Here is a 23,886-nt window from a genome sequence, read left to right on the forward strand (position 1 = left end):
GATTACCCTCCGATCTGACGCCAGCGACGCCCATCGCGATGCATCAGCATCAGTGCTTCTTCGGGGCCTGAACTGCCCTGATCGTACTTGGCGGGTTTGTCCCCGCGCTGTTCCCAGCCGTGAATGATGGGATCGACCCAGGCCCAGGCGGCCTCGGCCTCGTCCCCACGCATGAACAGGGTCTGATCGCCCCGGATGACATCCATGATCAGGCGTTCATATGCGTCCGGGGATTGCGAGTCATCACCCAGCGCGTCGGCAAAGCTCATGTCCAGAGCTACATCGGACAGGCGGAAGCCGCCCTGCCCCGGTTCCTTTATCGTCGTGCGCAGGGTGATGCCTTCGTCAGGTTGCAGGCGGATCACCAGCACGTTGCCATGCAACGGGCCGACATTGGGAAAGATCGTGTGTGGCGGGTCGCGGAAGAACACCGCGATTTCAGAGGCACGGGCGCGCAGGCGTTTGCCTGTGCGCAGGTAGAACGGCACCCCGGCCCAGCGCCAGTTGCCGATATGGACCTTGAGCGCAATGAAGCTTTCGGTGCGGCTGGCCGGGTTGCCAACGTGATCAAGGTATCCGTCACCGCCCTTGCCCGTGCGATACTGACCACGGGCGATGTCCCTGGGTTCGACTGGTTCCAGGGCCTCGATCACCTTGACCTTCTCGTCACGCACTGCGTTGGGAGAGAACTTTGACGGAGGTTCCATCGCGGTCAGGCACAGCAATTGCACCAGATGGTTCTGGATCATGTCCCGCATCGCGCCGGATTGATCGTAATAGGCCCCGCGCCCTTCGACCCCGACGGTTTCCGCCACGGTGATCTGCACATGGTCGACATGGGTCGAGTTCCAAAGCGGCTCGAACAGGGAATTCGCAAAGCGCAGCGCCATCAGGTTCTGCACGGTTTCCTTGCCCAGATAATGGTCGATCCGGTAAATCTGATGTTCTTTGAAACACGCCCGCAAGCCTTCGTTCAGCGCTTTGGCCGAGGCCAGGTCATGGCCGAAAGGCTTTTCGACAACGATGCGGCTGTCCGGCGTGGCCAGACCTGCGTCATGCAGGCGCTGCGCAATGCCCGAAAACAGGCTGGGACCTACTGACAGGTAAAAGGCCCGCACCACGTCGGGGCGCAGCATCTTGGACAGATCGGACCATCCGGCATCGCCCAGTGCATCCACCGGCACGTATTCAACATGGGACAGGAACCGGTCCAATGTGTCCTTTTTGAACTTCGGCGCGAATTCCTGCATCGATGCACGGACCTGATCGCGAAACCCATCGCTGTCGATATCCGAGCGCGCCGTGCCGATGATCCGCGCCCCATCAGGCATCTGGCCGACCTCGAACCGATGGTACAGGCCCGGCAGGATCTTACGTTGCGCCAGATCCCCGGTCGCGCCGAACAACACAAGATCGAACGGCTCTACCGGAATTACGCGTGAAACCATCACAGGCTCCTTCTCGAGTTTGCCGATATCAGTTCAGCACGGCATGAAACGGCTCTGCGGCATACTGTTACCGCTAACATTGCCTGCGTGATAAAAAGCCCGCGCGAAAAAATCAAGCATAGTTTCCCCAAAAAGCGAGGTTTTGCGGGCTATACCTGACTGCGCAGCCACTCCATCACGGCCGGGCGCACGGATTGTTCGCCACGATGGCGTGCGTCCGCGATGATTTTGCGCACCTCCATCAGGTCACACCGCAGCAACAGGCTTTTGACCGGACCAATCGACGCCGGGCGCATCGACAGGGTGCGAATACCCATGGCCGCAAGGCACAGCGCCTCGACCGGGCGGCCCGCATCCTCGCCACAGAAACTGAGCGGGGTGTCCGAAAGACCGCAGCGTTCGACAATGCGTTCCATCAGGCTCAGGAAACTGACATTCAATGTGTCATAGCGGCGGCGGACGAGTTCGTTTTCGCGGTCAGCCGCAAAAAAGAACTGCTTGAGGTCATTCCCGCCGATCGAGATGAAATCGACCTCGTCAAAGAACTTTTGCGGCGCAAAGGCCAGCGATGGAGTTTCCAGCATCGCGCCAACTTCAAGCGTTTCGGGCAGAACGTGGCCCAGTCGCTTTTCGCGTTCGATGGTTTTGTTCACCTCCCAGCGGGCTTCGCGATATTCCTCGGCCTGCGCGACAAAGGGGAACATGATGGTCAGCGGGCGCCCATTGGCGGCGCGCAGAAGGGCCTGCAACTGCATCCGCATCACGCCGCGTTTGTCCAGACCGACTCGAATGGCGCGCCAACCCAGGGCCGGGTTGGGTTCGGCCACGTGTTTCATATAGGGCAGCACCTTGTCCGACCCGATATCGAGTGTGCGGAACACCACCCTTTTGTCGCCCGCCGCATCCAGTACCCGCTGATACTGGGTGACAAGCTCGGACCGTTTGGGCATCTGATTGCGGATCAGGAATTGCAGCTCGGTTCGGAACAGACCAACACCTTCGGCACCCGACGTTCCCAGCGACGGGAGATCGGCCATAAGGCCCGCGTTCATCACCAGATTGATGCGCGTTCCGTCGCGTGTGACACAGGGGGTTTCGCGGATCGAGGCATAGCGTTCCTGTGCCTTGGCCTGCATCGCGATCTTGTCGCGGAAGGCGCTGACCACGCTGTCTTCGGGGCGCAGGTGAACAACGCCCTGATCGCCGTCCACCAGCACATGGTCGCCGTTCAGCGCTTCGGTCGTGATCCGGCCCACATGGACCACCAAAGGGATTGCCAGCGCACGGGCCACAATGGTGGCGTGACTGCCGACTGAACCCTCTTCGAGGATGATCCCCTTCAACGCCCGCCCGTATTCCAGCAGGTCACCGGGGCCGATATTGCGCGCGACCAGAATCGGATCGGGCGGCAGATCGGCGCTGTCGGTTTTTCCCTGCCCGGTCAGAATGCGCAGCAAACGGTTGCTGAGGTCGTCAAGATCCGCCAGCCGTTCGCGCAGATAGGGATCGGACACCTGCCCCATCCGGGCGCGCGCCTGAGATTGTTCTTTCTCGACCGCGGCCTCGGCACTGAGCCCCAGAGCAATGTCCTCTTCCATCCGGCGCATCCAGCCTTTGGAATTGGCAAACATGCGGTAGGCTTCCAGCACCTTGAGCTGTTCGGTATCACCATCCCGGGAAATCTCGAGCATCTTGTCGACGCCGACGCGCAGCTCTTCCACCGCCTCATTCAGACGTTCGCGTTCCCGGTGCGGGTCTTCGGCGATCGGATTGGTGACAACCACACGGGGTTCATGCAGCCAGACATGGCCTTCGGCGGAGCCTTCCTGCGCCGGGCCGCCGCGCAGCAGGACCGATTGCTGGTGCCGTGGCGACAGTGCCGCGCCTTCGCCGACAAAGGCGCCCAGTTCGGTCATTTCGGCCAGCACCATGGCCACCACTTCCAGCGCATAGATTTCATCGGCGGAAAATTCGCGCGCTTTGCGGGACTGGACAACCAGAACACCCAGCTTTTCCCCAAGGCGCTGCACCGGCACGCCGAGAAAGGACGAAAACCGCTCTTCCCCGGTTTCCGGCATATACCGGAACCCTTTTTCAGACGGCGCATCCGGGGTGTTGACCACCTTGCCGGTCTTGGCGACCCTGCCCACCAGCCCCTCGCCCATGCGCATCCGGGTCTGGTGTACCGATTCAGGCGCAAGTCCCTGGGTCGCGCAGAGTTCCAGGGTCTCATCATCGCGGAACAGATAGATTGAGCACACTTCGCTGCGCATGCTGTCGGCGATCAGATGAGTGATCTGATCAAGACGCTCCTGTCCAGCGGCTTCGCTGGCCATCGCCTCGCGCAACCGCCCCAGCAGCTTGCGGGATTCTGTTTCCGTGCCGTCCGCCATGGCCCAACCAATTCAGTGTGTCAGGCGAAACCCTTGGCCGATCAGCTCAGGCCGCCTTGTCCAGTTCAAAGGCATCATGCAGTGCCTGAACGGCAAGTTCCATGTATTTCCTGTCGATAAGAACGGAAATTTTGATCTCGGAGGTTGTGATGACCTTGATGTTGATCCCCTCATCCGAGAGTATCTTGAACATTTTGGCCGCGACACCCGATTGCGAGCGCATACCGATTCCCACCACCGAGACCTTGCAGACACCGGTATCGGCGACCAGTTCGGCATAGTTGAGCTCGCCCTTATCCTTGATCGCCAGCAGCGCTTTTTCGGCACGGACCACCTGATCGGTGGGGCACGAGAAGGTCATGTCCGTGCGCCCCTCGTCCGAGATGTTCTGCACGATCATGTCGACATTGACGCCCTCATCGCTGAGCGCGGTGAAGATGGTCGAGGCGATACCGGGACGGTCCGCCACCGAAACGACGGTCATCTTGGCCTCGTCACGGGAATAGGCCACACCGGCCACAACATTGGATTCCATGATATCCTCCTCGTCAACGACCAGCGTACCGGCCTCGTCGGATTGTTCTTCGAAACTTGAAAGAACGCGCAGTTTTACTTTGTAGCGCATTGCCAGCTCGACCGAGCGGGTCTGCAGCACCTTGGCGCCCAGCGACGCCAGTTCGAGCATTTCCTCGAACGAGATCCTGTCCAGCTTGCGCGCCTTTTCGCAGATGCGCGGATCGGTGGTATAGACGCCGTCCACGTCGGTATAGATGTCGCAGCGTTCCGCACCAAACGCGGCGGCAAAAGCCACGGCAGTGGTGTCAGAGCCACCCCGGCCCAGCGTGGTGATGCGGCCTTCGGGGCTGAGCCCCTGAAACCCGGCTACAACGGCCACTTTCATGCCTTCGCCGAATTTCTGGTTGATGTTCGTGGTCGGGATATCTTCGATCCGGGCCTGGCTGTGCGCGCTGGTTGTCAGCAGCGGCACTTGCCAGCCCTGCCAGCTGCGCGCAGGAACATCCATTTCCTGCAATGTCAGCGCCATCAGCCCAGCGGTGACGTTTTCGCCCGAAGATACAACGGCATCGTATTCGCGTGCATCAAACAGCGGCGAGGTCTCGTTCACCCAACCCACCAGCTCGTTGGTTTTGCCCGACATGGCCGAGACGATGACGATCACGTCATAGCCCTTGGCAACTTCGACACCGATGCGCTTGGCAGCACGGCGGATGCGGTCCAGGTTGGCGACCGAAGTGCCGCCGAATTTCATAACGAGTACGGGCATGGGGGCAAATGTCTCCGCGCCTTGGATTAGAGGTCCCGAGCCTCATAAGCGAGGGGCACCCCAAGAGCAAGAGCGCAAACAGGACCCGCCTGTGGCACAGGGCCGCTTTACATTGCGCAGGTGCGGTGTCAGCCTGCGAGTAACAACCAAATCAAGAGGTTCCCCATGTTTCGCCTAGCCCTTGCCGTTACTTTGTTGTCATCGCCTGCATTGGCGCAGGTTGCCAGTGTGGCCGGCACGGACGGAAAGAATGCACTGGGCAAGGTGCCCTGCGCCGCAAATGCCGGTGACCCGATGCAAAGCTGCAATGCAGAGCTGCGCCGCCATGATGACGGCACAACGACGCTGGCCGTGGCTTTGGGGGGTGGCAAGGTGCGCAACATCTATTTCAAGGATGGTGCGCCGGAGTCCAGCAGCTCGACCTCGAAGATGACTTATGAAACGCTGGGTGACGTGCTTGTGGTCTATATTGAACCCGGTGAGGTCTATGAAATTCCCAAAGCGGCGCTGACCGGTCAGTAAGCGTGCGCCTGCCCGTCATAGGTTTCAAAACAGCCGGTAGAGCTGATTGACAGGGCCTCAAAGCGTTCCATCAGGCCCGAGACGGCCTGATCGACATCAATATCAGCGGCCGCGCCGCCCATGTCGGTTTGCACCCAGCCCGGATGATAGATACCCACGGCGATCCCGTCGGCTTTCAGATCCGTCGCCAGATTCCGCCCCAGGTTCAACGCCGCCGCCTTGGAGGCGCGGTAGATATAGCTGCCCCCCGGTGCCCGCGTATGGGACGCCATCTGCGACGAGATGATCGCGACCTTGCCGCCTGCGGCGCGCAGATTGGGCAACAAGGCCTGAACGGTCAGGAAAACGCCGGTCACGTTGGTGGCAAAGCTTTGCGCCCACATTTCGGCGGGGTAGTCGTCGATCGTGTGCCCCTTGTCCAGATAGACCCCGGCATTGCAGATCAGAAGATCAACGGGCTGGTTTTTCAGTTGTTCGGCCATTGCTGCCTGTTGGGCCGGGTCCGACACGTCCAGACGGACCTGTGCACTGCCATCGCGTGCGGTTCCGGTAACCGCGTCACCGCGGGTGTCGTAGCGCGTGGCAAGGGCGCGGCCGATACCGCGATTGGCACCGGTGATCACGACATGCATGGGTCAGTTGGTCTTTCTGCTGGGCAGAAACGGCAGCGGTGCCACCGGCACGCCATCTTCGATCAGCGATTTTGCCTCATCCGGTCTGGCTTCACCATAGATCGAACGCTCTGGCGCCTCTCCCAGATGCATCTTGCGCGCTTCGCTTGCAAAATCCTTGCCAACGTAGTCCGAGTTCTTTTCGACATGGCGGCGTATTTCGGTCAGAACTTTCTCGATCTCGGGCGAAGGGGTGGCGACGTTGATCTGTTCATTGGATGCAGGCGCGTTTTCGGGCTTTCCCTGCGCATTCCGGGCCGGTCGGACACGCGGTGTCATGATCGCCTTCGCAACCTGCGTACATCCGCAGATCGCGCAGGTCACCATCTTGGCAGAGGCCAGCTTGTCAAAGGCTTCTGCGGATTGAAACCAGCTGTCGAATGTGTGGCCTTCACTGCATTTCAACGCGTATTGAATCATGTTCAGTCCAAAATTACGATTGGCGAATAGATACCGACCAGACTGACAATATCAAGCCTCTCTGGCGCTATCTTAATGCGTATGGGTCTTAAAGTCGCGTAACAATTCGGCAAGCTCGGGTGATCTGACCTTTTGGGCCGCGCATTCAGGTGCAAACCACTTGCGCCTGCGCTGGTGCTTTTCGGGGAAGTCCTGCGACATTACCTGTACATGCAGCGCAAAAACATCGACCAGAATCAAGGTCGGGGGCTGATTTGGGCGGTGCTTGAGGTGCAGAAACTGCCCCAGCCCCGCTTTGCTGCATCGCCCCGTCACGCCCGCTTCTTCCCAGGCTTCCTGCACTGCGGTTTCCGATGGGGTCAGGCCGGGGATGAGCCACCCTTTGGGGACAATCCACCGCTGGGCCCGGCGTGTCGTGATCAGCAACACCTCTGGATGGCCACGCCGTATCCGGTAACACAGGGCAGAGGATTGCCGCAAAACAGGGTGTTCCGCAGTCTCAGCCAATTCACGCAGTACCGGTCTTGCATTCATTGCGCGACGCACCTTTTGCTCGGGCAAAGGACCCGTTGGCGTTATAGGCCCGCAGGACACGCCTATTTAGCGCCCTTCCCTTGAAAAACTACCATATGAAGTGGTGTCCGCCAAGTCCGGCGTGATGGCGCATTTGTTGATCACATACGGGCTGACAGCTGTTTCACCAGCTCGTCATGCGGGATATCGGCATCAACCGCCAATCTTCGCAGGCCGAAATGCACGCGCGCGATTTGCTGGTAATAGCGCGAATAGACATAGTTCGTTCCACCACCGGCCAACGCGCCGAGCACCGGGACGGACTGTGCCGCCAGTTTTTGCCCCAGCACGATTGAAAAGCGTGGTGCCACTGCAGCAATCAGACGCTGCATGGCCGGACCCGTCAGTGTCAGGCGCACCGAGAAAAAGCCAAGATCCGCACCGTCATCATGCGACAGCGGGCCCGATGCGGACAAAACCCGCACACAGTCGAACTTTACGTTCTCGGCGGACGGGTCGAAACCTTCGCGCGCGGCGGCCCCCTGAATGGCGCGCAACAGCATGGCGGTTGTTGCAGGCAGCTCCATCAGGGCTGTTGATACACCGCCCAGCCCGCCGGCCGCGCCCATGGCCGTGGCAAGCGCGGTATTGACCCAGGGCTGCTGATCAGGGATCGCACGCCGGGACCCCTGAGCCGCGTGCATCGCAAGCCACAGCGCCTGCTCGGTAGCCCCTGTCAGGCCGTTCCGAACCGGATCGGGCAATTGCTCGAGCAGTGACTCGGCTGATCCGCCCAGCTTGTTCAGCAGTTTGACACCAGCCCCTCCGGCAGATCGGTAATAACCCGCCAAACGATCCAGTTCAGCGTCGGCATCCACGTTTTCGACAAGAACCACGTTCTGCATGTGCGTCCTCCTGCCTATCAACATCGGCGTTAAGCCACGCCGATTCAATAGGTCAGCGGGTCCAGCGGGTGACAGCCCCCTGAACTCCGGACCAGACACCAGGCATCAGTTCCAGCCCCAAAACCCGGTCCGGGTTGGTGGGCGGCGGCATCTCGACACCTTGCAGCCGCGCAAAACCAAATCGCCTGTAATAGGGTTCGTCACCGACCAGCATGACCCGCTGCCACCCGCGCTTACGCCCGGCTTCGACACCGGCATGGATCAGATAACCGCCCAGACCCTCGCCCTGGTGGGTTGGGTGTACGGCAACCGGGCCTAGCAGCAATGCGTCGTGTTCACCGACATGGACCGGCCAGAAGCGGATCGCCCCGGCCAGAATGCCCTGACCGTCGCGCGCGACCAGAGACAGACCAGCAACCGGCGGCACATCATCGCGCAACCGGTAGGACGACAACGCCTCACGGCCCGGCGCAAAGCACAGATCGTATAGGGCCTCGACCTCCCACCAATCGTCCGGCTCTTCCGGCCTGATCCCGAATTGCTGCACGTTTGCCCTCTTTTCCTTGCTGGAAATCGCCCTAGCACTTCGTTACGCCTTGGGCAAACTCTTGGAGATATGATGTTCTACCGCCCTGAAGACGGCCACGGCCTGCCGCACAACCCATTCAACGCCATTATCACGCCACGCCCGATCGGCTGGATCTCGACCCGTGATGCGGATGGGATCAACAATCTGGCACCCTATTCCTTTTTCAACGGGGTTGCTTACACACCACCGCAAGTGATGTTTGCCACAACCGGCACGAAACACGATCAGGTCGGCGGCAAAGACAGTATCGCCAATATCGAGGCGACTGGCGTATTCTGCGTGAATGTCGTGGCCCATGCGCATCAGGATGCCATGAACGCCAGCTCGGCCAGCCTTCCGAACGAGGTGGACGAGTTTGCCCATGCCGGATTAACCCCGGTCGAATGCGAAACCATCCCCTGTGCCCGTGTACAAGGTGCCCCGGCGGCGTTGGAATGCAAGCTCACACAGATCGTGACCCTGCCCGGCGCGGCCAACCGCGTCGTGTTTGGCGAAGTGACAGGCGTGCATCTGCTCGACGACCACATCCGGGAGGGCAAGTTCGACGTAACCTCGTTCAAACCTCTGGCGCGGCTTGGATACCGGGACTATTCGGTCGTGTCCGAACTGTTCTCGCTCAATCGCCCGGATGATTGAGGTTGTCGGGGGCTCTGCCCCCACCGCCCGTTCCGGGCGGCTCCCCCGGGATATTTTTTGGCCAGATGAAGCAGGGATCCTTCATTCATCTGGCTTCAAATATCCCGGAGCGCGAGGCAGAGCCTCGCAATAGGATCAGTGGCCGCCCAGAATGCCGGTACGGACCGAATAATCGACGGCAAGTTCATAATCCGGGTCATCATCACTGTCGACCATCAGGTGCCCTGCCTTGTTCAGCAGCTTGTGGCAATCCCGGCTCAGGTGGCGCAGCATGACGCGTTTACCCGCGGCCTCGTATTTGGCCGCGATGTTTTCGATGGCTTGCAATGCCGACTGGTCCACCACACGGCTTTCAGCGAAATCGACGATGACGGTTTCCGGGTCATTCGGCACATCGAAGAGTTCGATAAAGCCATCCGATGACCCAAAGAACAGCGGCCCCTGGATTTCATAGACCTTCGCCCCTTTTTCGGTCGCGGACTCACGGGTGACGGCGTGGATGCGCTTGGCGTTGTTCCAAGCGTAGGCCAGAGCCGACACGATGACACCGACCACAACAGCAACCGCGAGGTCTTCCATCACTGTCACGACGGTGACCAGAACGATGACAAAGGCGTCGGTCAGTGGAACCTTGCGCAGGATCTTGAACGAGTTCCACGCAAAGGTGCCGATGACCACCATGAACATCACCCCAACCAGCGCGGCCAGCGGGATCTGCTCGATCAGCGGTGAGGCAAACAGGATGAAGGTCAGCAAAAACAGCGCCGCAGCGATCCCGGCGATACGGGTCCGGCCACCGGATTTCACGTTGATCATCGACTGACCGATCATCGCGCAGCCACCCATGCCTCCGAAAAAGCCGGTAACGATATTCGACGCTCCCTGGGCGATACATTCCTGAGACGCCCCGCCGCGCTTGCCGGTGATTTCGCCCACAAGGTTCAGGGTCAGAAGGGATTCAATCAGGCCAATCGCGGCCAGAATGACAGCGTAGGGCAGGATGACCTCAAGCGTGCCCCAGTTCAGCGGAACCATCGGGATGTGGAAGGCAGGCAGACCACCTTCGATCGAGGCCAGATCACCGACGCGCGGAACATCCAGACCCAGACCGATCACCAGCGCAGCGACAACCAGAATACCGGCCAGAGGCGCAGGAATGATGCGCGTGATGCGCGGCACCACCCAGATCACCGCCATGGTCAGTGCCACAAGGCCCAGCATGGTGTATAGCTGCGCACCGGAGAGCCATTCTCCACCACCCATGCCGTGACCGGTGTTTTCCATGGTACCCGGCACCTTGAACTGGCCCATCTGGGCCAGAAAGATCACGATGGCCAGGCCATTCACAAAACCCAGCATCACCGGGTGCGGCACCAGTCGGATGAAGCGGCCCCAATGCATCGCCCCGGCGATAACCTGGAGGATCCCCATCAGAACCACCGTCGCGAACAGGTATTCGACCCCATGTTCGGCCACCAAAGCCACCATGACGACCGCCAGCGCGCCCGTCGCGCCCGAGATCATGCCGGGTCGTCCGCCGATCAGCGCGGTGATGAGCCCCACAAGGAAAGCGGCATATAGGCCCACCAGCGGGTGCACGCCTGCCACAAAGGCAAAGGCCACGGCCTCGGGCACCAGTGCGAGGGCCACGGTCAGGCCGGACAGCAGCTCGATCCGCAGGCGAGAGAAGGTCAGCCCCTCATCCGGCACCCAGCGCAGATCGGGTATGGCGATACGGTTGGCAAAACTTGCCAGCAAGGCTCGGGGCATTGGACAGTCCTAAAGGATTTTATGTTCGCGCGAAGGGGTCGTTGTAGCGGGCGCGCCGCTGTTAAGCCACCGCAGGAGGTGGGATGCAGCCATGCGCACAGCGCATAACTCGCCTCTCGGCAACGTGATTTGCGGCACCCGGATCAAGCACCCAAATGTGAGTTCATGCGTTGGATTGCCCTTATATTTCTATCGGCCCTGCCCGCCTTTGCACAGGACTTGCAAGGGAATGACACGGCTGGAAACTGGCGTGTCACGCACCATGAAATTTTCGGCATCTGGAATTCGATTTGTGACGAGCGTGAGGAAGCCGGTACTTTGGTGAAGCGCTGCTACATAAGGCGCGCCGAGGTGTTTTCCTTGCGTCCGAAATTTGCGGCGCAATTCATGTTCATCACACCTGAACCAGATGGTTTCAAAATCGAGTTCGGGATTGAGCCCGGCACCTTCTTCAGCCCTTCTGGATTCCGCATAGAGAAAGATCAGGATGTGATCTGGCGCACGCGGCGCCCCGGGTGCCTGACAGGGTTAAGCTGCACATTCGAGGATCATCGCGCCGACAGCCTGCTGGATGCCATGCTGAACGGGGATGCGTATCGTTTTGAGTTTCGTGACAGGCATGGTCAATCGCAGGACCTGACGTGGCCGCTGGATGAGTTTGGATCCGCGTGGGCGGATTTCAATACGCAATCTCAACAGCGTAACCTGCTGGCGAAACAGGAATAGACCTCTTGTCAATTTCGGGCCGAACCCGCACAAATTCAATATCAGTATTTCAGGCGGAGCAGGACAGTGACCCAAACCAGGATTGCCGTTATCGGCGGATCAGGCATCTATGACATCGATGGGCTGGAAAATGCGGAATGGGTCAGTGTCGATACCCCTTGGGGGGCGCCCTCGGATCAGATTCTGACCGGGTCGCTGGACGGTGTCGCAATGGCCTTTCTGCCGCGCCATGGGCGCGGGCATGTGCATTCGCCCACCGATGTGCCCTATCGCGCCAATATCGACGCGCTGAAACGGCTTGGTGTGACGGATGTGATCTCGGTCTCGGCCTGCGGGTCGTTTCGCGAACACATGGCACCGGGCGATTTTGTCATCGTCGATCAGTTCATCGACCGGACATTTGCGCGCGACAAGAGCTTTTTCGGAACAGGCTGCGTCGCCCATGTCAGCGTTGCGCACCCGACCTGCCCGCGCCTGTCGGACGCCTGTGAGACCGCAGGCAAGGCTGCCGGTATCACGATCCATCGCGGCGGCACCTATCTGGCGATGGAAGGGCCGCAGTTTTCGTCTCTGGCGGAATCGAAGATGTATCGCGAGCAATGGGGCTGCGACGTGATCGGGATGACCAACATGCCCGAAGCCAAGCTCGCCCGCGAAGCCGAGCTTTGTTATGCCTCAATCGCGATGGTCACCGATTTTGACAGCTGGCACCCGGATCATGGCGAGGTGGATGTGACCACCATCATTGCGACCCTGACCGGCAATGCCGACAAGGGCCGTGCACTGGTCAAAGGCCTTCCCATCCTGTTGGGGACCGACCGCGCGCCCTGTCCGCATGGCTGTGACCGGGCGCTAGAATATGCCATCCTCACCGCGCCCGAAAAGCGCGATCCGGTGCTGCTGGCCAAACTGGACGCGGTGGCGGGGCGGATTCTCTAGGTTCCGCGCGACGCATCAGGCATCATCGCCGCCAGCAGTTCGGGTTCCCGGATCACGTTATGCAAGCGTCCAAGCATGACATCGACCCTGCGCCCGTAACTGTCCGGGCACAGGGGATGCGGGTTCTTTCTGCCGGATACTCGCCGCAAGAATGCGACGGTTGTGAAGGATCGCACTGGTATCAGTTTTCGTGCAAGTCTGGGCCTGATCGGACTGCTTTGGCGGGCCCGAAAGCTGGTCGCCATGAAAATTGTCAAGCACCGGTAGTTTGGCTATAGCGATACCAAAGGAACGTATTGCGAGCTGACCCTTATGTCTCTGGAACTCTGGCTGGCCTTTGTTGCCGCATCCACCGCCTTGCTGCTGATCCCGGGCCCGACCGTGCTGTTGGTGCTGAGCTATGCGCTGTCCAAGGGGCGCAGCGTTGCCGTGGCCTCGGCCACGGGGGTCGCTGTGGGGGATCTTGTGGCGATGACCGCATCTTTGTTGGGGCTAGGCGCGCTTGTTCTGGCCTCGGCCACCTTGTTTTCCGTCCTCAAATGGGTCGGTGCGGCCTATCTGGTCTGGCTTGGGGTTAAACTGCTGCGCAGCGCCCCGGCGAACGGTCTGGGAACGGTCGCGACCGGGCGGGATGTCACCCCCGGCAGCGTGTTTGGACACGCGGCCGCAGTCACGGCACTGAACCCGAAATCCATCGCCTTTTTCATCGCCTTTGTGCCGCAGTTCCTGCGCCCGGCTGAACCACTGGGGCCGCAATTTGCCATCCTGATTGCCACTTTTGTCGGGCTAGCCTGGCTGAACGCGTTGGCTTATGCGTTGCTGGCCGACCGGTTGCGGCGGCTGATTGGCCGCGCCAGCGTGATCACCGGGATGACGCGGTTTGGCGGGCTGACTCTGATCGGGATGGGTTTCGCCACGTCAGTTCTGCGCCGCCCGGCCTGACCCCTTCTTCAGTTTTCGGCGTTTTCCTTCATGAACCCGCGGATAAACCGGCGGATTTCGCGGGCAGCTGATGTATCCAGCTCCCTGCACAACTCGACAAACGCGTCGCGCTCATCCTTGTCCAGACGCAGAACCAGCTGGCTGTTTTTCTTCGTCGATCCCTTGCCGTCTTTCTTTGGCACGCGCGTTGCTCCTAGCAAATGCTTGTTAATTCAGGAGATGCATTGTGTATACATAGCATAGTGATTGTCGTTATCGAGCACTTAACAGCACCGGAACGGAAATGGCAATGAACCTTCAAACCGTCTGGGGCCTTTCTTTTGCGAGATCAACGCAAATGCACAAGCCGCACCTGTCTTGGCCACCTGCCACGCTTCACCGGTATTACGGATTGCCCAAGGCTGTGGTTTCGTGCCGCTGGTGATCGTGCGAATGAATTGTTCCTTGCATGGCTAACCCTCTTGGGCCAAACACGTTTTGGTATTTGAAGCGGAAAAGGGTTGGTTCATGTCAAGGAACAAGACTGTCAAAGACTACATCCGGACGATTGTCGACTTTCCGCATGAAGGAATTCTGTTTCGCGATGTGACGACGCTGTTTGCCGATCCGCGCGGATTTCGGATGGCCATTGACCAGATGCTGCACCCCTATGCCGGGGAACGCATCGACAAGGTTGTCGGCCTCGAGGCGCGGGGCTTTATCCTTGGGGGGGCGATTGCGCATCAGCTGAGCCTGGGCTTCGTGCCGATCCGCAAGAAAGGCAAGCTGCCCGGCACAACGATCAGCCAGGACTACAAGCTGGAATATGGTGAAGCGATCGTCGAGATCCACGATGACGCCATCCAGCCAGGCGAAAAAATCCTTGTCGTTGACGACCTTCTGGCCACAGGCGGCACTGCGGCGGCGGGCATCAAACTGATCGAGCGTTTGGGCGGTGAGATCGTCTCATGCGCGTTCATTATCGACCTGCCTGACCTCGGCGGGCGCAAAGTATTGGAAGATATGGGCATGGACGTGCATGTCCTGTGCGAATTCGAAGGGCTTTAACGCGGCAACCTTCGGATTTCTTAACAAGAGTCAGAGCCGGGTTCACGCCTTCAGCACCGCGCCGGGATTCATGATGCCCAAGGGGTCCAGCGCCGCCTTGATGGTCCGCATTGCATCCAGCTTTACCGGATCGCCATAGCGGTCCAGATCGTCCGTTTTCATGCGGCCCACGCCGTGTTCCGCGCTGACCGAACCATCAAAGGCATGGACCAAATCATGCACGGCCCGCTTGACCACAGCGCTCTGACCCTCAAATTCCGCGCGGCGCTGCCCCTTGGGGGGAAAGACGTTGTAGTGCAGATTGCCATCCCCGAGATGGCCAAAGCAATTGATCCGGAACTGCCCGAGACCGGAAACCAACTTTTCCCCTTGGCGCACAAATTCCGGAATTTCTGAGATCGGGATCGAGATATCATGGCTCGACACCGAGCCGATCAGGCGGTTGGCCTCGGGGATTCGCTCGCGCACGGCCCACAACTCATCACGCTGCGCCTCGCTTTGTGCAATCACGCCATCCTGCACCAGCCCAAGCGCTTGCGCGTGGACAAAGATATCCTCCAGCGCGTCGGACGGAGACTGCCCCGTGGCCAGCCCCAATTCGATCAGAACGCTCCACTCTGGCGGTGTTTCAAACGGTTGCCGGACATCCGGCAGAACCTCGGACAAGAACTTCAGCCCCTGCCGGTGGATCAGTTCGAAAGTGCTGACAGCCTCGCCCACGCGATCACGCGCCTGGGCCAGCAGGGAAATGGCAGCCTCGGGTGACGCCACCTGAAACATCGCCGTCCCGATCGCGGCAGGCCGGGGAAACAGCTTGAGCGCGGCTGCGGTGATGATCCCCAGCGTGCCCTCGGCCCCGATCAGCAGATTGCGCAGGTCATAGCCTGTGTTGTCCTTTCGCAACCGGCTGAGACCCTGCCAGATTTGACCATTGGGCAGAACGGCCTCGAGCCCAAGGCACAGGTCGCGCGCATTGCCATAGCGCAAGACGTTGACGCCCCCGGCATTGGTGGACAGGTTGCCCCCGATCCGACAGGATCCCTGCGCCGCCAGCGTCAAGGGAAACAGGCGGTCTTGCGCCTCGGCCGCGGCTTGGACGTCCTGCAAAATGGCGCCGGCCTCGGCAATCAGTACGTTTTCGGTGGGATAGACGGACCGGATGGCCGTCATCCGCTCCAGCGAAATCACAAGGGGCGCGGGCCCATGCGGCATCACCTGCCCCCCGACCAGACCGGTTCCGCCGCCATAGGGCACCACGGGAACACGCATTTCGGACGCCACCTGCACCAGTACCGAGACCTCCTCGGTTGTGCGGGGCAAGGCCAGCAGGCCAGCCTGTCCGGCATATCGCCCGCGCGGCTCTTCGAGATACCGGTCGGTCACCGGGCGCAGCACCTGATCGCCCAGTTTCGAGCGGATCAGCGTGGCAATGCGGTCATCAGCGGGGTTCAGACTCATACGCTTTCAATGCCCAACCGATTCCGCCACGGCAAGCCTTATTCCAGATCAATCAGATAGCGCGGCTCCAGCACGACAACCGTTGGACGGTCCGGCAAGTCACGCAGAGAGACGGTGATCTCGGACACGCCGTCACGTTCGACCGGGAACTCATCCCGGATATCCACGAGGAAGCGATCCAGCGAAAACTCCGAGAACCAGTGCATCGGAATGATCACCGAGCTTTTCAGCCGCTTCAGAACCGAGATCATGTCAGGCAAGGGCATGGTTGTTCCGCCATCGACGGCGGCCATGACCACATCCAACCGACCCAGCGCAGCAAACTGTTCGTCTGACGGTACATGATGCAAATGTCCCAGATGGCCGATACACAGCCCTTCGACCTCGAACACGAAGATAGAATTGCCGCGTTCCTCAACTCCGCCATAGGCCGAGCGGATATCGGTCGGGACATTGCGTATCAGCATCTCGCCCAGATCCAGGTGATGTTCGATCCCCTGCCCGAATTCTCCCCATCCCGGTAGGACATGCGGGATCGACGGGTCGGGATGTGCCGTCCAATGGGTGTCGTGCGCATGGTTCATTGTCACCACGTCGGGAATCAGATCGGCACTGCCGATGAACCCGGTAAAGTCTGTCACCACATTCAACCCGCCACGGGTCTGGATCATAAAAGCGGCATGCGCGATATAGCTGATGCGCACCGAAAACTCCGGCACCGGGTCCTGCCATGCAGCTTTGTGCAGATATTCGATCCCCGGCGCCGCCTCGGCGATGGCGATACAATGGCTCGGCCGCCGCTCCTGCGCCACGGCCCCGCCCGAAATCACCATCAATGCTGCAACCAACCAGCGCATACCCGAAGTGTAGCGCAGATCGCCACCAAGTCATGCCCCTTGTTCATCTGGCCAAAAATATCCCGGGGGAGGCGCGGCTTGCCGCGACGGGGGCAGAGCCCCCCTAGCCCGCGTCCGTCTTGCCACGCCGGTCGGACCGCAGGCTGGCATAGAGAACATGCGTCCGCCATCGCCCGTTGATCTGTAGATAAGACTGCGCCACGCCTTCATATTTGAAGCCCGAGCTTTCCAGCAAACCGCGCGACGCCCGGTTTTCCGGCAGACACGCGGCTTCGATCCGGCTCAGATCCAGACGGGTAAAGGCGTGATGTACCATCGCGCCAATCGCTTCGCGCATGTATCCCTGACGGGCAAAGGATTCACCGGTCCAGTAACCCAGGGTTCCGGCCTGCGCAGGGCCGCGCCGGATATTGTCCAGCGTGATCGCCCCGACCAACACATTGTCTTCACGGCGAAAAAGAAAAAGCGGAATTGCTGTGCCACTCGCGACTGAGCGCTGAGCCCAGTAGACTCGATTGGTAAAGGATTTGCGGCTCAGGTGATCCTTGGCCCAGATCGGCTCCCACGGGGTCAGGTAACCTTTTGAGGCGCGCCGCAACGCCGCCCAATCGTTGAAATCGGAATGTACAGGCGGACGCAAGCTAAGCCGCGCGGTCTCGAGTTTCAGCTTGCGTCTGCCCAACAGCATCACGCTGCACGCCTCTCCTGCAAGTCCGCCAATGTCGGTGCGTCTGCGACCGGTCCGTAAAGCGCCAGCGCCGCCGGGGCCTGAACGGCCATGGTTTCGGCAAAGGCGCGCACGTCCTCGGTGCTGACCGCATCGATCTTGGCAACCGTGTCTTCCAGCGAGGGCACCCGTCCCCAGATCTGCACCAGCCGCGCCAGACGCTCGGCCCGATTCGACGGGCTTTCCAGCCCCATCAGCATCCCGGCCTTCATCTGGGCCCGGGCACGGGCGACCTCTTCGGGGCTCATGTCCTCGGCGGCGCGCTTCATCTCATCGATGGTGATCGTCGCCAGTTCGGCCACCTGATTGGCCGAGGTCCCGGCATAGATCGTGGTTGTTCCGGTATCGGCATAGGCACCGGTCTGCGCAAAGATCGTGTAGCAAAGCCCACGTGCTTCACGCACTTCCTGAAACAGGCGCGAGGACATGCCACCGCCCAATGCGGTCGAATAGATCTGCGCCGTATAGATCGCATCGTCGCGATAGCCGGGACTTTCCAGCGCCAGGGCGAAATGTGCCTGTTCCAGCTCTTTTACCTGACGGGCTTCGCCGCCGGTAAAGCGTGCGATCTCGGGGATCAGACCCTTGCGGGATTGCAGATGGCCGAACATTTCTTCGGCCAGTTTCATCAGCATGTCGTGATCCACAGCACCTGCTGCGGACAGGATCATCTGTTCGGGGCCATAATGTTCGGTCACAAAGCCCGACAGGTCATCACGCGAAAAAGCACTGACCCGCTCCGTCGGGCCCAGGATCGTCCGGCCCAGGGGCTGGTCGTGATAGCTCTGCTCTTGCAGCCAGTCAAAGATCACATCATCGGGTGTGTCATGGGCCTGACCGATTTCCTGAAGGATCACGCCCCGCTCGACCTCGATCTCGCGCGGATCAAATACCGGGTTCAGAACGATGTCACCGATCACATCCATCGCCAGTGCCACGTCGTCCTTCAAGACGCGTGCGTAATATGCCGTCACCTCGCGCGAGGTATAGGCGTTGATATAGCCGCCCACATCCTCGATCGCCTCGGCGATTTGCAAGGCCGAACGGCGCTCGGTTCCCTTGAACGCCATATGTTCAAGAAAATGCGCGATACCGTTCTGCTCGATCCGCTCATGCCGCCCACCGGCGGTTACCCAGATGCCGATGGCCGCAGATTGCAGCCCCGGCATATGTTCACTGACGATACGAAACCCGTTCTTCAGTTGGTCTTGTCTGACAGTCACTCAGCGATGTGCCTTTTTATATGATCCTCGAGGGCACCCAGGTCATTGGCGATGCGGGTCACCCGTTCCGGACGTTCATACAGATCAGACATGCGGGAGGGAAGAGGCGGATGTTCACCACTTGCCTTCTCGACCGCGGCCGGGAATTTCGCCGGGTGCGCGGTGGCCAGCGTGATCATCGGAACGTCTGCCGCGCGGTGCTCTTCTGCGACCTTGATGCCCACGGCGGTGTGCGGGCAGACCAGTTCGGCGCTGTGCACCAGCGTGGATTTGATCGTGGCCAGCGTTTCCTCTTCGGACACCCGGCCCGAATCGAAATTCTCACGCAGCGCTTCCATCGCGCCCTGGCTGATATTGAAGCCACCCTGTTTCAGCTCATCCATCAATTGTGCGATGGCCCCGCCATCTTCGCCATAGGCATAATAGAGCGCGCGTTCGAAATTCGAGCTGACCTGAATGTCCATCGACGGACTGATCGAGGGGATAGTCTCGCCCTTGAAATACCCCTCGCCCGAGAGGCAGCGATGCAGAATGTCGTTCTGGTTGGTCGCCACCACAAGGCGGTCAATCGGCAGCCCCATACGCTTGGCCAGATAGCCAGCGAAGATGTCGCCAAAGTTGCCGGTTGGCACCGTGAAGCTGACCTTGCGGTGCGGCGCACCAAGGCTGACGGCAGCCGAGAAGTAATAAACAATCTGCGCCAAGACGCGGGCAAAGTTGATCGAGTTCACACCCGCCAATTTCACGCCGTCGCGGAAGTCGAAATCGTTGAACATGTCTTTCAGCGCAGCCTGACAATCGTCAAAATCACCATCAACGGCCAAAGCATGCACGTTGCTGTCCGCAGGCGTGGTCATCTGGCGGCGCTGCACATCGGACACGCGGCCATGCGGGAACAGGATGAACACATCCACCGCGTCCAGCCCGCGGAACGCCTCGATCGCGGCTGAACCGGTATCCCCGCTGGTCGCGCCGACGATGGTCACACGGTCACCACGGCGTTTCAGCGCCACCTGGAACAACTGGCCGATCAGTTGCATGGCAAAGTCCTTGAAGGCCAGCGTGGGGCCGTGGAACAGTTCCAGCAGGAAGTGGTTCTCGTTCAGCTGCTTCAATGGCGCGCGAGCATCGTGGCCGAAACCTTCGTAAGCGCGGGCGATGATCGCCTTGAACTCATCCGCGGCGAATGAGCCGCTGACATAGGGCCACATCACACGGAATGCGATTTCTTCGTAGGGCAATCCGGCCAGCGCCGCGATCTCGTCCTGCGACATCACCGGGATTTCGGCGGGCAGATACAGGCCACCATCGCGGGCAAGCCCGGTCAACATCGCCTCTTCAAACGTCAGTTCGGGCGCCTGCCCGCGGGTCGAGATATATTTCATGTCGCGTCACTTTCAGAATTGGCACGGCTGCGCCACAGGAAGTATCCGGTCATCGTGGCCCAGACCAGAGCCAGACCAAACCAGGTTATTGCATATTGCAGGTGATCGTTTGGTATGCCCGCCGTGTCCACCGGCAGCGGCGTCACATTCGGATCGGTTTGCGAACGGGCGATCAGCAGAACCGGTTCCGCGCCCAGTGCACCCGCAAGCGCGGGCACATCGCGGGCGAACCAGATGTTGGCGTCGAGATCAGGTGCGGGCGTGTAACTGTCGATTTCATCTGGCCAGTGCAGATTGCCGGTAATCTCCATCTGGCCGTTGCGCCGCTCGGTCTGTTTGGCCGTGGTCGGGATGAACCCCCGGTCAATCAGAATGGTCCGGCCCCCGGTAATGAACGGCTGAATGATGCGATACCCCGCACCGACCTGTTTGAGCGAAACAAGAACGTGAACTTCCGCAGGCTCCGTCTCGCCCGACACCGTTACCGGCAGGTATTTGTCCTGATCCACCGAAACCTGCAGCGGGAGGGAAACCGGCGCAGCCGAGATCCGCTCTTCGATCTCGGCCAGCACGTCCTGCTTCCACGCCAGACGCTGCACCTGCCAGATGCCCAGCGACAGCAGCACGCCCAAACCGGCGAGGCCGAAGATTAGCAGGAACAGGATACGGCGCATGTCAGGACCAAACTTCTTTGCAGGAACCGGCGTCTTGTTAAGGGGCGCGCGGGCTGAATTGCAACCACGCAATTGTATGGGGCGCAATCTTGCGCCCCACATAGAGAAAAAGCCGCCCCTTGGGGCGGCTTTTGCAACTGATCAGCCTGACCGGCGTTACATCAGCGGAGCCTGGCCCCAGATGTAAACGGCAAAGAACAAGAACAGCCAGACCACGTCGACGAAGTGCCAGTACCAAGCGGCGGCCTCAAAACCGACGTGTTTTTCGGGGGTGAAGTCACCCTTAAGCGCGCGGATCAGGCAGACGGTCAGGAAGATCGTCCCAATGATCACGTGCGCACCGTGGAACCCGGTCGCCATGAAGAAGTTGGAATAGAACTGGTCGCCGCCAAATTCCCAGCCTTCATGCTTGAGAAGTTCGGCGTATTCATAGCCCTGCAGGAAGGTAAAGGCGATACCCAGCACGATGCCAATGGCCAGACCATTGATCAGCGCCTTGCGGTCGTTGTCGTGCACCAGCGCATGGTGCGCCCAGGTGATCGCACAGCCCGACAGCAGCAGAACAAGCGTGTTGATCAGCGGCAGGTGGAACGGGTCAACCGCATGAATATCCGGCTGAATGTATTCGGTGCCGGCATAGTCGTACATCGGGTACATGCGATGTTTGAAGAACGACCAGAACCAGGCGAAGAAGAACATCACCTCAGACATGACGAACAGGATGAAGCCGTAGCGCAGACCGATGCGGACAACAGGCGTGTGATCACCCTGACGGCTTTCCGCAACCACATCCGACCACCAGGCGAACATCGTGTAAAGCACAGCTGCCAGACCGGCCCAGAACATGAAGGGCGTGATGCCTTGCATCCAGAGAACAGCTCCGAACAGCATGACAAAGCCGCCGACGGCGCCGATCAGAGGCCAGATCGACGGGGCCAGAATGTGATAATCGTGGTTTTTAGCGTGTGCCATCAGCGTCCCTCACCTACAGGCGTTAGTTCGTGTTTGTATCTGCCTGCGCATCGAGGGCGGCATAGCCCTCGGGCAGGTCAATTTCGTAGAATGTATACGACAGCGTGATCGTATGAACATACTTGGCTTCAAGATCCTCGACCATTTCCGGGTCGACGAAGAAAGTCACCGGCATCTCAACGCGCTCGCCGGGTTGCAGCACCTGCTCTTCAAAGCAGAAACAGGCAATCTTCTGGAAGTACCCACCCGCAGAATAGGGCGCCACGTTGTAAGACGCCTGCCCGGCAATGGGGCGGTCTGTCGGGTTATAGGCCTCGTAAAACGCGAGACCTGTTTCGCCGATGCGCACATCCATCTCGCGCACGACCGGCTTGAACTCCCATTGCATGTCCTTGGCCTTGGACGCGTCAAAGCGGATGGTAACGGTGCGATCCAGAATGGTATCGGGGGCGGTTTCGGCAACACCAGTGGTGCCGCCAAATCCGGTCACCCGGCAGAACCAGTTGTAAAACGGCACCGATGCCCAGGCGAGACTGCCCATCAGGACAACCACGCCGACGGTCTGGACAACCGTTTTCTGAGGACCGGACAACGCCATCAGTTCTGAACCTCTTGCGTCGCCCTGTTGAAATCAGTGCCCGAGACCTTGACGATGGTCAGGCCAAAGATAATCACGATAAAGGCAGCCAGCGTCAGGCCCACACCCAGATTGCGGCTGAACCGGCGCTGATGCAGCTCGTGGTCTTTGCGAAGGCTCATGACCATCCCCCCAGACCATAGGGTTTTAGCAAGGCTTCGGCCAGAACGGCACCGAAATGCAGGAACAGATACAGCAGCGACAGCTTGAAGAAACCGCGTTCAACCTTGAAGTTATCGGCCTCGGAATCGTCCTCGGTCCGGCGCGAGATTTTCCACGCGCCCCGCAGGAACAGGATGTTCAGAACCAATGCAACGGTCAGATAGATCGGGCCGCCAATGCCCGAAAATGCAGTTCCGACGGCCAGCAGGGCCAGCAGAGCTGTATAGACAAGAATATGGACACGTGTCGCGCGGCGACCATGGGTGACGGTCAGCATCGGCACGCCCGCGTCGTCATAGTCCGAGCGCATGAACAGGGCCAGCGCCCAGAAATGCGGCGGCGTCCACATGAAGGTCAGTGCAAACATCAGCCAGGGCTCGACCGACATCGATCCTGTGGCGGCCACCCAGCCGATCACGGGAGGGAACGCGCCCGCTGCGCCACCGATCACGATGTTCTGCGGCGTCGAACGCTTCAGCCACATCGTGTAGACGACAACGTAGAAGAAAATGGTGAAGGCCAGAAACGCGCCTGCAAACCAGTTGGTCGCAAGGCCCAGCATGATCACCGACAGGCCCGACAGAGCCAGACCAACTGCCAGCGCCTCGCCTTCCTCGACCTTGCCCGAAGGGATCGGGCGGGATTTGGTGCGTTTCATGACACGGTCGATATCCGCGTCCCACCACATGTTCAGCGCACCTGATGCTCCGCCTCCGATGGCGATGAACAGGATGGCGCAGAATCCGACGAAGGGATGGACGGGAACAGGGGCCGCCAACAGGCCGACCAATGCCGTGAACACGACCAACGACATCACGCGCGGCTTCAGCAGGGCGAAGTAATCGCCAAAGCCGGCCTCGTCCGCCCGGGCGGTCGCAGTGCTGGCATTGATGCTTGCGTCAGTCATTTCCGGTCCTTTTGGGGCGAAAACTGCGCGGATCGCCCGCGCAGCCCGAAATTTGTGTCAGGCGGGGTTGAACCCGCC

General features: G+C 60.0%; 27 protein-coding genes. 6 read left to right on the forward strand and 21 right to left on the reverse strand.

Features of this window, described 5'->3' with window-relative positions; all coding sequences use genetic code 11:
* Positions 1–2: 2 nt before the first annotated feature.
* The 3 genes from zwf to ACR0CE_RS14595 all read right to left on the reverse strand — a co-directional run bounded on the left by zwf (position 3) and on the right by ACR0CE_RS14595 (position 5,126).
* Positions 3–1,448, reverse strand: coding sequence for a glucose-6-phosphate dehydrogenase (zwf, locus tag ACR0CE_RS14585; RefSeq protein WP_480507791.1), 1,446 nt, complete (start codon positions 1,446–1,448; stop codon positions 3–5).
* 149 nt (positions 1,449–1,597) lie between these two features.
* Positions 1,598–3,841 carry a phosphoenolpyruvate--protein phosphotransferase gene (ptsP, locus tag ACR0CE_RS14590; RefSeq protein ID WP_480507789.1) on the reverse strand — a complete coding sequence of 748 codons (2,244 nt, stop codon included), beginning with the start codon at positions 3,839–3,841 and terminating at the stop codon, positions 1,598–1,600.
* Positions 3,842–3,887: 46 nt separating this feature from the next.
* On the reverse strand, positions 3,888–5,126 hold the full coding sequence (locus ACR0CE_RS14595; RefSeq protein WP_480488466.1) for an aspartate kinase: 1,239 nt from the start codon (positions 5,124–5,126) through the stop codon (positions 3,888–3,890).
* Positions 5,127–5,291: 165 nt separating this feature from the next.
* Between ACR0CE_RS14595 and ACR0CE_RS14600 the strand changes: the two genes are divergently transcribed.
* Positions 5,292–5,648: a hypothetical protein gene (locus tag ACR0CE_RS14600; RefSeq protein WP_480488468.1), complete on the forward strand. Its 357-nt coding sequence runs from the start codon at positions 5,292–5,294 to the stop codon at positions 5,646–5,648.
* On the opposite strand, the gene ACR0CE_RS14605 is transcribed toward ACR0CE_RS14600, so the two are convergent.
* The 5 genes from ACR0CE_RS14605 to ACR0CE_RS14625 form a co-directional block, all read right to left on the reverse strand.
* On the reverse strand, positions 5,642–6,280 hold the full coding sequence (locus tag ACR0CE_RS14605) for an SDR family oxidoreductase (RefSeq protein ID WP_480833048.1): 639 nt from the start codon (positions 6,278–6,280) through the stop codon (positions 5,642–5,644). The genes ACR0CE_RS14600 and ACR0CE_RS14605 overlap by 7 nt on opposite strands.
* 3 nt (positions 6,281–6,283) lie before the next feature.
* A complete protein-coding gene (locus tag ACR0CE_RS14610; RefSeq protein WP_480488472.1) occupies positions 6,284–6,739 on the reverse strand; it encodes a DUF1178 family protein in 456 nt (151 codons plus the stop codon).
* Between the two features lie 72 nt (positions 6,740–6,811).
* Positions 6,812–7,273 carry an NUDIX hydrolase gene (locus ACR0CE_RS14615; protein ID WP_480833049.1) on the reverse strand — a complete coding sequence of 154 codons (462 nt, stop codon included), beginning with the start codon at positions 7,271–7,273 and terminating at the stop codon, positions 6,812–6,814.
* 140 nt (positions 7,274–7,413) lie between these two features.
* A complete protein-coding gene (locus tag ACR0CE_RS14620) occupies positions 7,414–8,157 on the reverse strand; it encodes an EcsC family protein (protein ID WP_480484390.1) in 744 nt (247 codons plus the stop codon).
* A 52-nt stretch (positions 8,158–8,209) separates the two neighbouring features.
* Complete coding sequence (locus ACR0CE_RS14625) at positions 8,210–8,704, reverse strand: GNAT family N-acetyltransferase (RefSeq protein ID WP_480833050.1); 495 nt, start codon at positions 8,702–8,704, stop codon at positions 8,210–8,212.
* Positions 8,705–8,776: 72 nt separating this feature from the next.
* Between ACR0CE_RS14625 and ACR0CE_RS14630 the strand changes: the two genes are divergently transcribed.
* On the forward strand, positions 8,777–9,382 hold the full coding sequence (locus ACR0CE_RS14630) for a flavin reductase family protein (protein ID WP_480833051.1): 606 nt from the start codon (positions 8,777–8,779) through the stop codon (positions 9,380–9,382).
* Positions 9,383–9,517: 135 nt separating this feature from the next.
* On the opposite strand, the gene ACR0CE_RS14635 is transcribed toward ACR0CE_RS14630, so the two are convergent.
* Positions 9,518–11,152: a SulP family inorganic anion transporter gene (locus ACR0CE_RS14635; RefSeq protein WP_480488476.1), complete on the reverse strand. Its 1,635-nt coding sequence runs from the start codon at positions 11,150–11,152 to the stop codon at positions 9,518–9,520.
* Positions 11,153–11,317: 165 nt separating this feature from the next.
* On the opposite strand from ACR0CE_RS14635, the gene ACR0CE_RS14640 reads away from it, so the two are divergent.
* The gene (locus ACR0CE_RS14640) at positions 11,318–11,878 is read left to right on the forward strand and encodes an invasion associated locus B family protein (protein WP_480833052.1); all 561 of its coding nucleotides are present in this window, start codon (positions 11,318–11,320) and stop codon (positions 11,876–11,878) included.
* Between the two features lie 66 nt (positions 11,879–11,944).
* Positions 11,945–12,817, forward strand: a complete 873-nt coding sequence (locus ACR0CE_RS14645; protein WP_480484387.1) for an S-methyl-5'-thioadenosine phosphorylase — start codon at positions 11,945–11,947, stop codon at positions 12,815–12,817.
* On the opposite strand, the gene ACR0CE_RS14650 is transcribed toward ACR0CE_RS14645, so the two are convergent.
* Positions 12,814–12,966: a hypothetical protein gene (locus tag ACR0CE_RS14650; protein WP_480492712.1), complete on the reverse strand. Its 153-nt coding sequence runs from the start codon at positions 12,964–12,966 to the stop codon at positions 12,814–12,816. The genes ACR0CE_RS14645 and ACR0CE_RS14650 overlap by 4 nt on opposite strands.
* Before the next feature lie 163 nt (positions 12,967–13,129).
* Here ACR0CE_RS14650 and ACR0CE_RS14655 point away from each other — a divergent pair, with 163 nt between their 5' ends.
* Entirely contained in the window at positions 13,130–13,759 is a 630-nt protein-coding gene (locus ACR0CE_RS14655) for a LysE family translocator (protein WP_480488482.1), read from the forward strand.
* An 8-nt stretch (positions 13,760–13,767) separates the two neighbouring features.
* Here ACR0CE_RS14655 and ACR0CE_RS14660 read toward each other — a convergent pair whose 3' ends face one another.
* Complete coding sequence (locus ACR0CE_RS14660) at positions 13,768–13,941, reverse strand: hypothetical protein (protein WP_209505622.1); 174 nt, start codon at positions 13,939–13,941, stop codon at positions 13,768–13,770.
* A gap of 325 nt (positions 13,942–14,266) precedes the next feature.
* Here ACR0CE_RS14660 and ACR0CE_RS14665 point away from each other — a divergent pair, with 325 nt between their 5' ends.
* The gene (locus tag ACR0CE_RS14665) at positions 14,267–14,806 is read left to right on the forward strand and encodes an adenine phosphoribosyltransferase (RefSeq protein WP_209505620.1); all 540 of its coding nucleotides are present in this window, start codon (positions 14,267–14,269) and stop codon (positions 14,804–14,806) included.
* Positions 14,807–14,848: 42 nt separating this feature from the next.
* Here ACR0CE_RS14665 and ACR0CE_RS14670 read toward each other — a convergent pair whose 3' ends face one another.
* The 10 genes from ACR0CE_RS14670 to cyoE form a co-directional block, all read right to left on the reverse strand.
* Entirely contained in the window at positions 14,849–16,264 is a 1,416-nt protein-coding gene (locus ACR0CE_RS14670; RefSeq protein ID WP_480833053.1) for an FAD-binding oxidoreductase, read from the reverse strand.
* A gap of 38 nt (positions 16,265–16,302) precedes the next feature.
* The gene (locus ACR0CE_RS14675) at positions 16,303–17,121 is read right to left on the reverse strand and encodes an MBL fold metallo-hydrolase (RefSeq protein WP_480560381.1); all 819 of its coding nucleotides are present in this window, start codon (positions 17,119–17,121) and stop codon (positions 16,303–16,305) included.
* A 103-nt stretch (positions 17,122–17,224) separates the two neighbouring features.
* Positions 17,225–17,809, reverse strand: coding sequence for a GNAT family N-acetyltransferase (locus tag ACR0CE_RS14680; protein WP_209505614.1), 585 nt, complete (start codon positions 17,807–17,809; stop codon positions 17,225–17,227).
* Positions 17,809–19,071, reverse strand: coding sequence for a M16 family metallopeptidase (locus tag ACR0CE_RS14685; RefSeq protein WP_480833054.1), 1,263 nt, complete (start codon positions 19,069–19,071; stop codon positions 17,809–17,811). Before ACR0CE_RS14685 ends, ACR0CE_RS14680 begins: the two co-directional genes overlap by 1 nt.
* Complete coding sequence (gene thrC / locus ACR0CE_RS14690) at positions 19,068–20,456, reverse strand: threonine synthase (RefSeq protein WP_480833055.1); 1,389 nt, start codon at positions 20,454–20,456, stop codon at positions 19,068–19,070. Before thrC ends, ACR0CE_RS14685 begins: the two co-directional genes overlap by 4 nt.
* Entirely contained in the window at positions 20,453–21,130 is a 678-nt protein-coding gene (locus ACR0CE_RS14695) for an SURF1 family protein (protein WP_480833056.1), read from the reverse strand. Before ACR0CE_RS14695 ends, thrC begins: the two co-directional genes overlap by 4 nt.
* Positions 21,131–21,286: 156 nt before the next feature.
* Complete coding sequence (locus ACR0CE_RS14700) at positions 21,287–22,102, reverse strand: cytochrome c oxidase subunit 3 (RefSeq protein WP_209505605.1); 816 nt, start codon at positions 22,100–22,102, stop codon at positions 21,287–21,289.
* 22 nt (positions 22,103–22,124) lie between these two features.
* The gene (locus ACR0CE_RS14705) at positions 22,125–22,700 is read right to left on the reverse strand and encodes a cytochrome c oxidase assembly protein (RefSeq protein ID WP_480773927.1); all 576 of its coding nucleotides are present in this window, start codon (positions 22,698–22,700) and stop codon (positions 22,125–22,127) included.
* Positions 22,700–22,861: a hypothetical protein gene (locus ACR0CE_RS14710; protein WP_267363054.1), complete on the reverse strand. Its 162-nt coding sequence runs from the start codon at positions 22,859–22,861 to the stop codon at positions 22,700–22,702. The genes ACR0CE_RS14705 and ACR0CE_RS14710 overlap by 1 nt, the downstream gene beginning before the upstream one ends.
* Complete coding sequence (gene cyoE / locus ACR0CE_RS14715; RefSeq protein WP_209505591.1) at positions 22,858–23,808, reverse strand: heme o synthase; 951 nt, start codon at positions 23,806–23,808, stop codon at positions 22,858–22,860. Before cyoE ends, ACR0CE_RS14710 begins: the two co-directional genes overlap by 4 nt.
* Between the last annotated feature and the right edge of the window lie 78 nt (positions 23,809–23,886).

It is taken from the genome of Ruegeria sp. L11, from assembly GCF_056531755.1.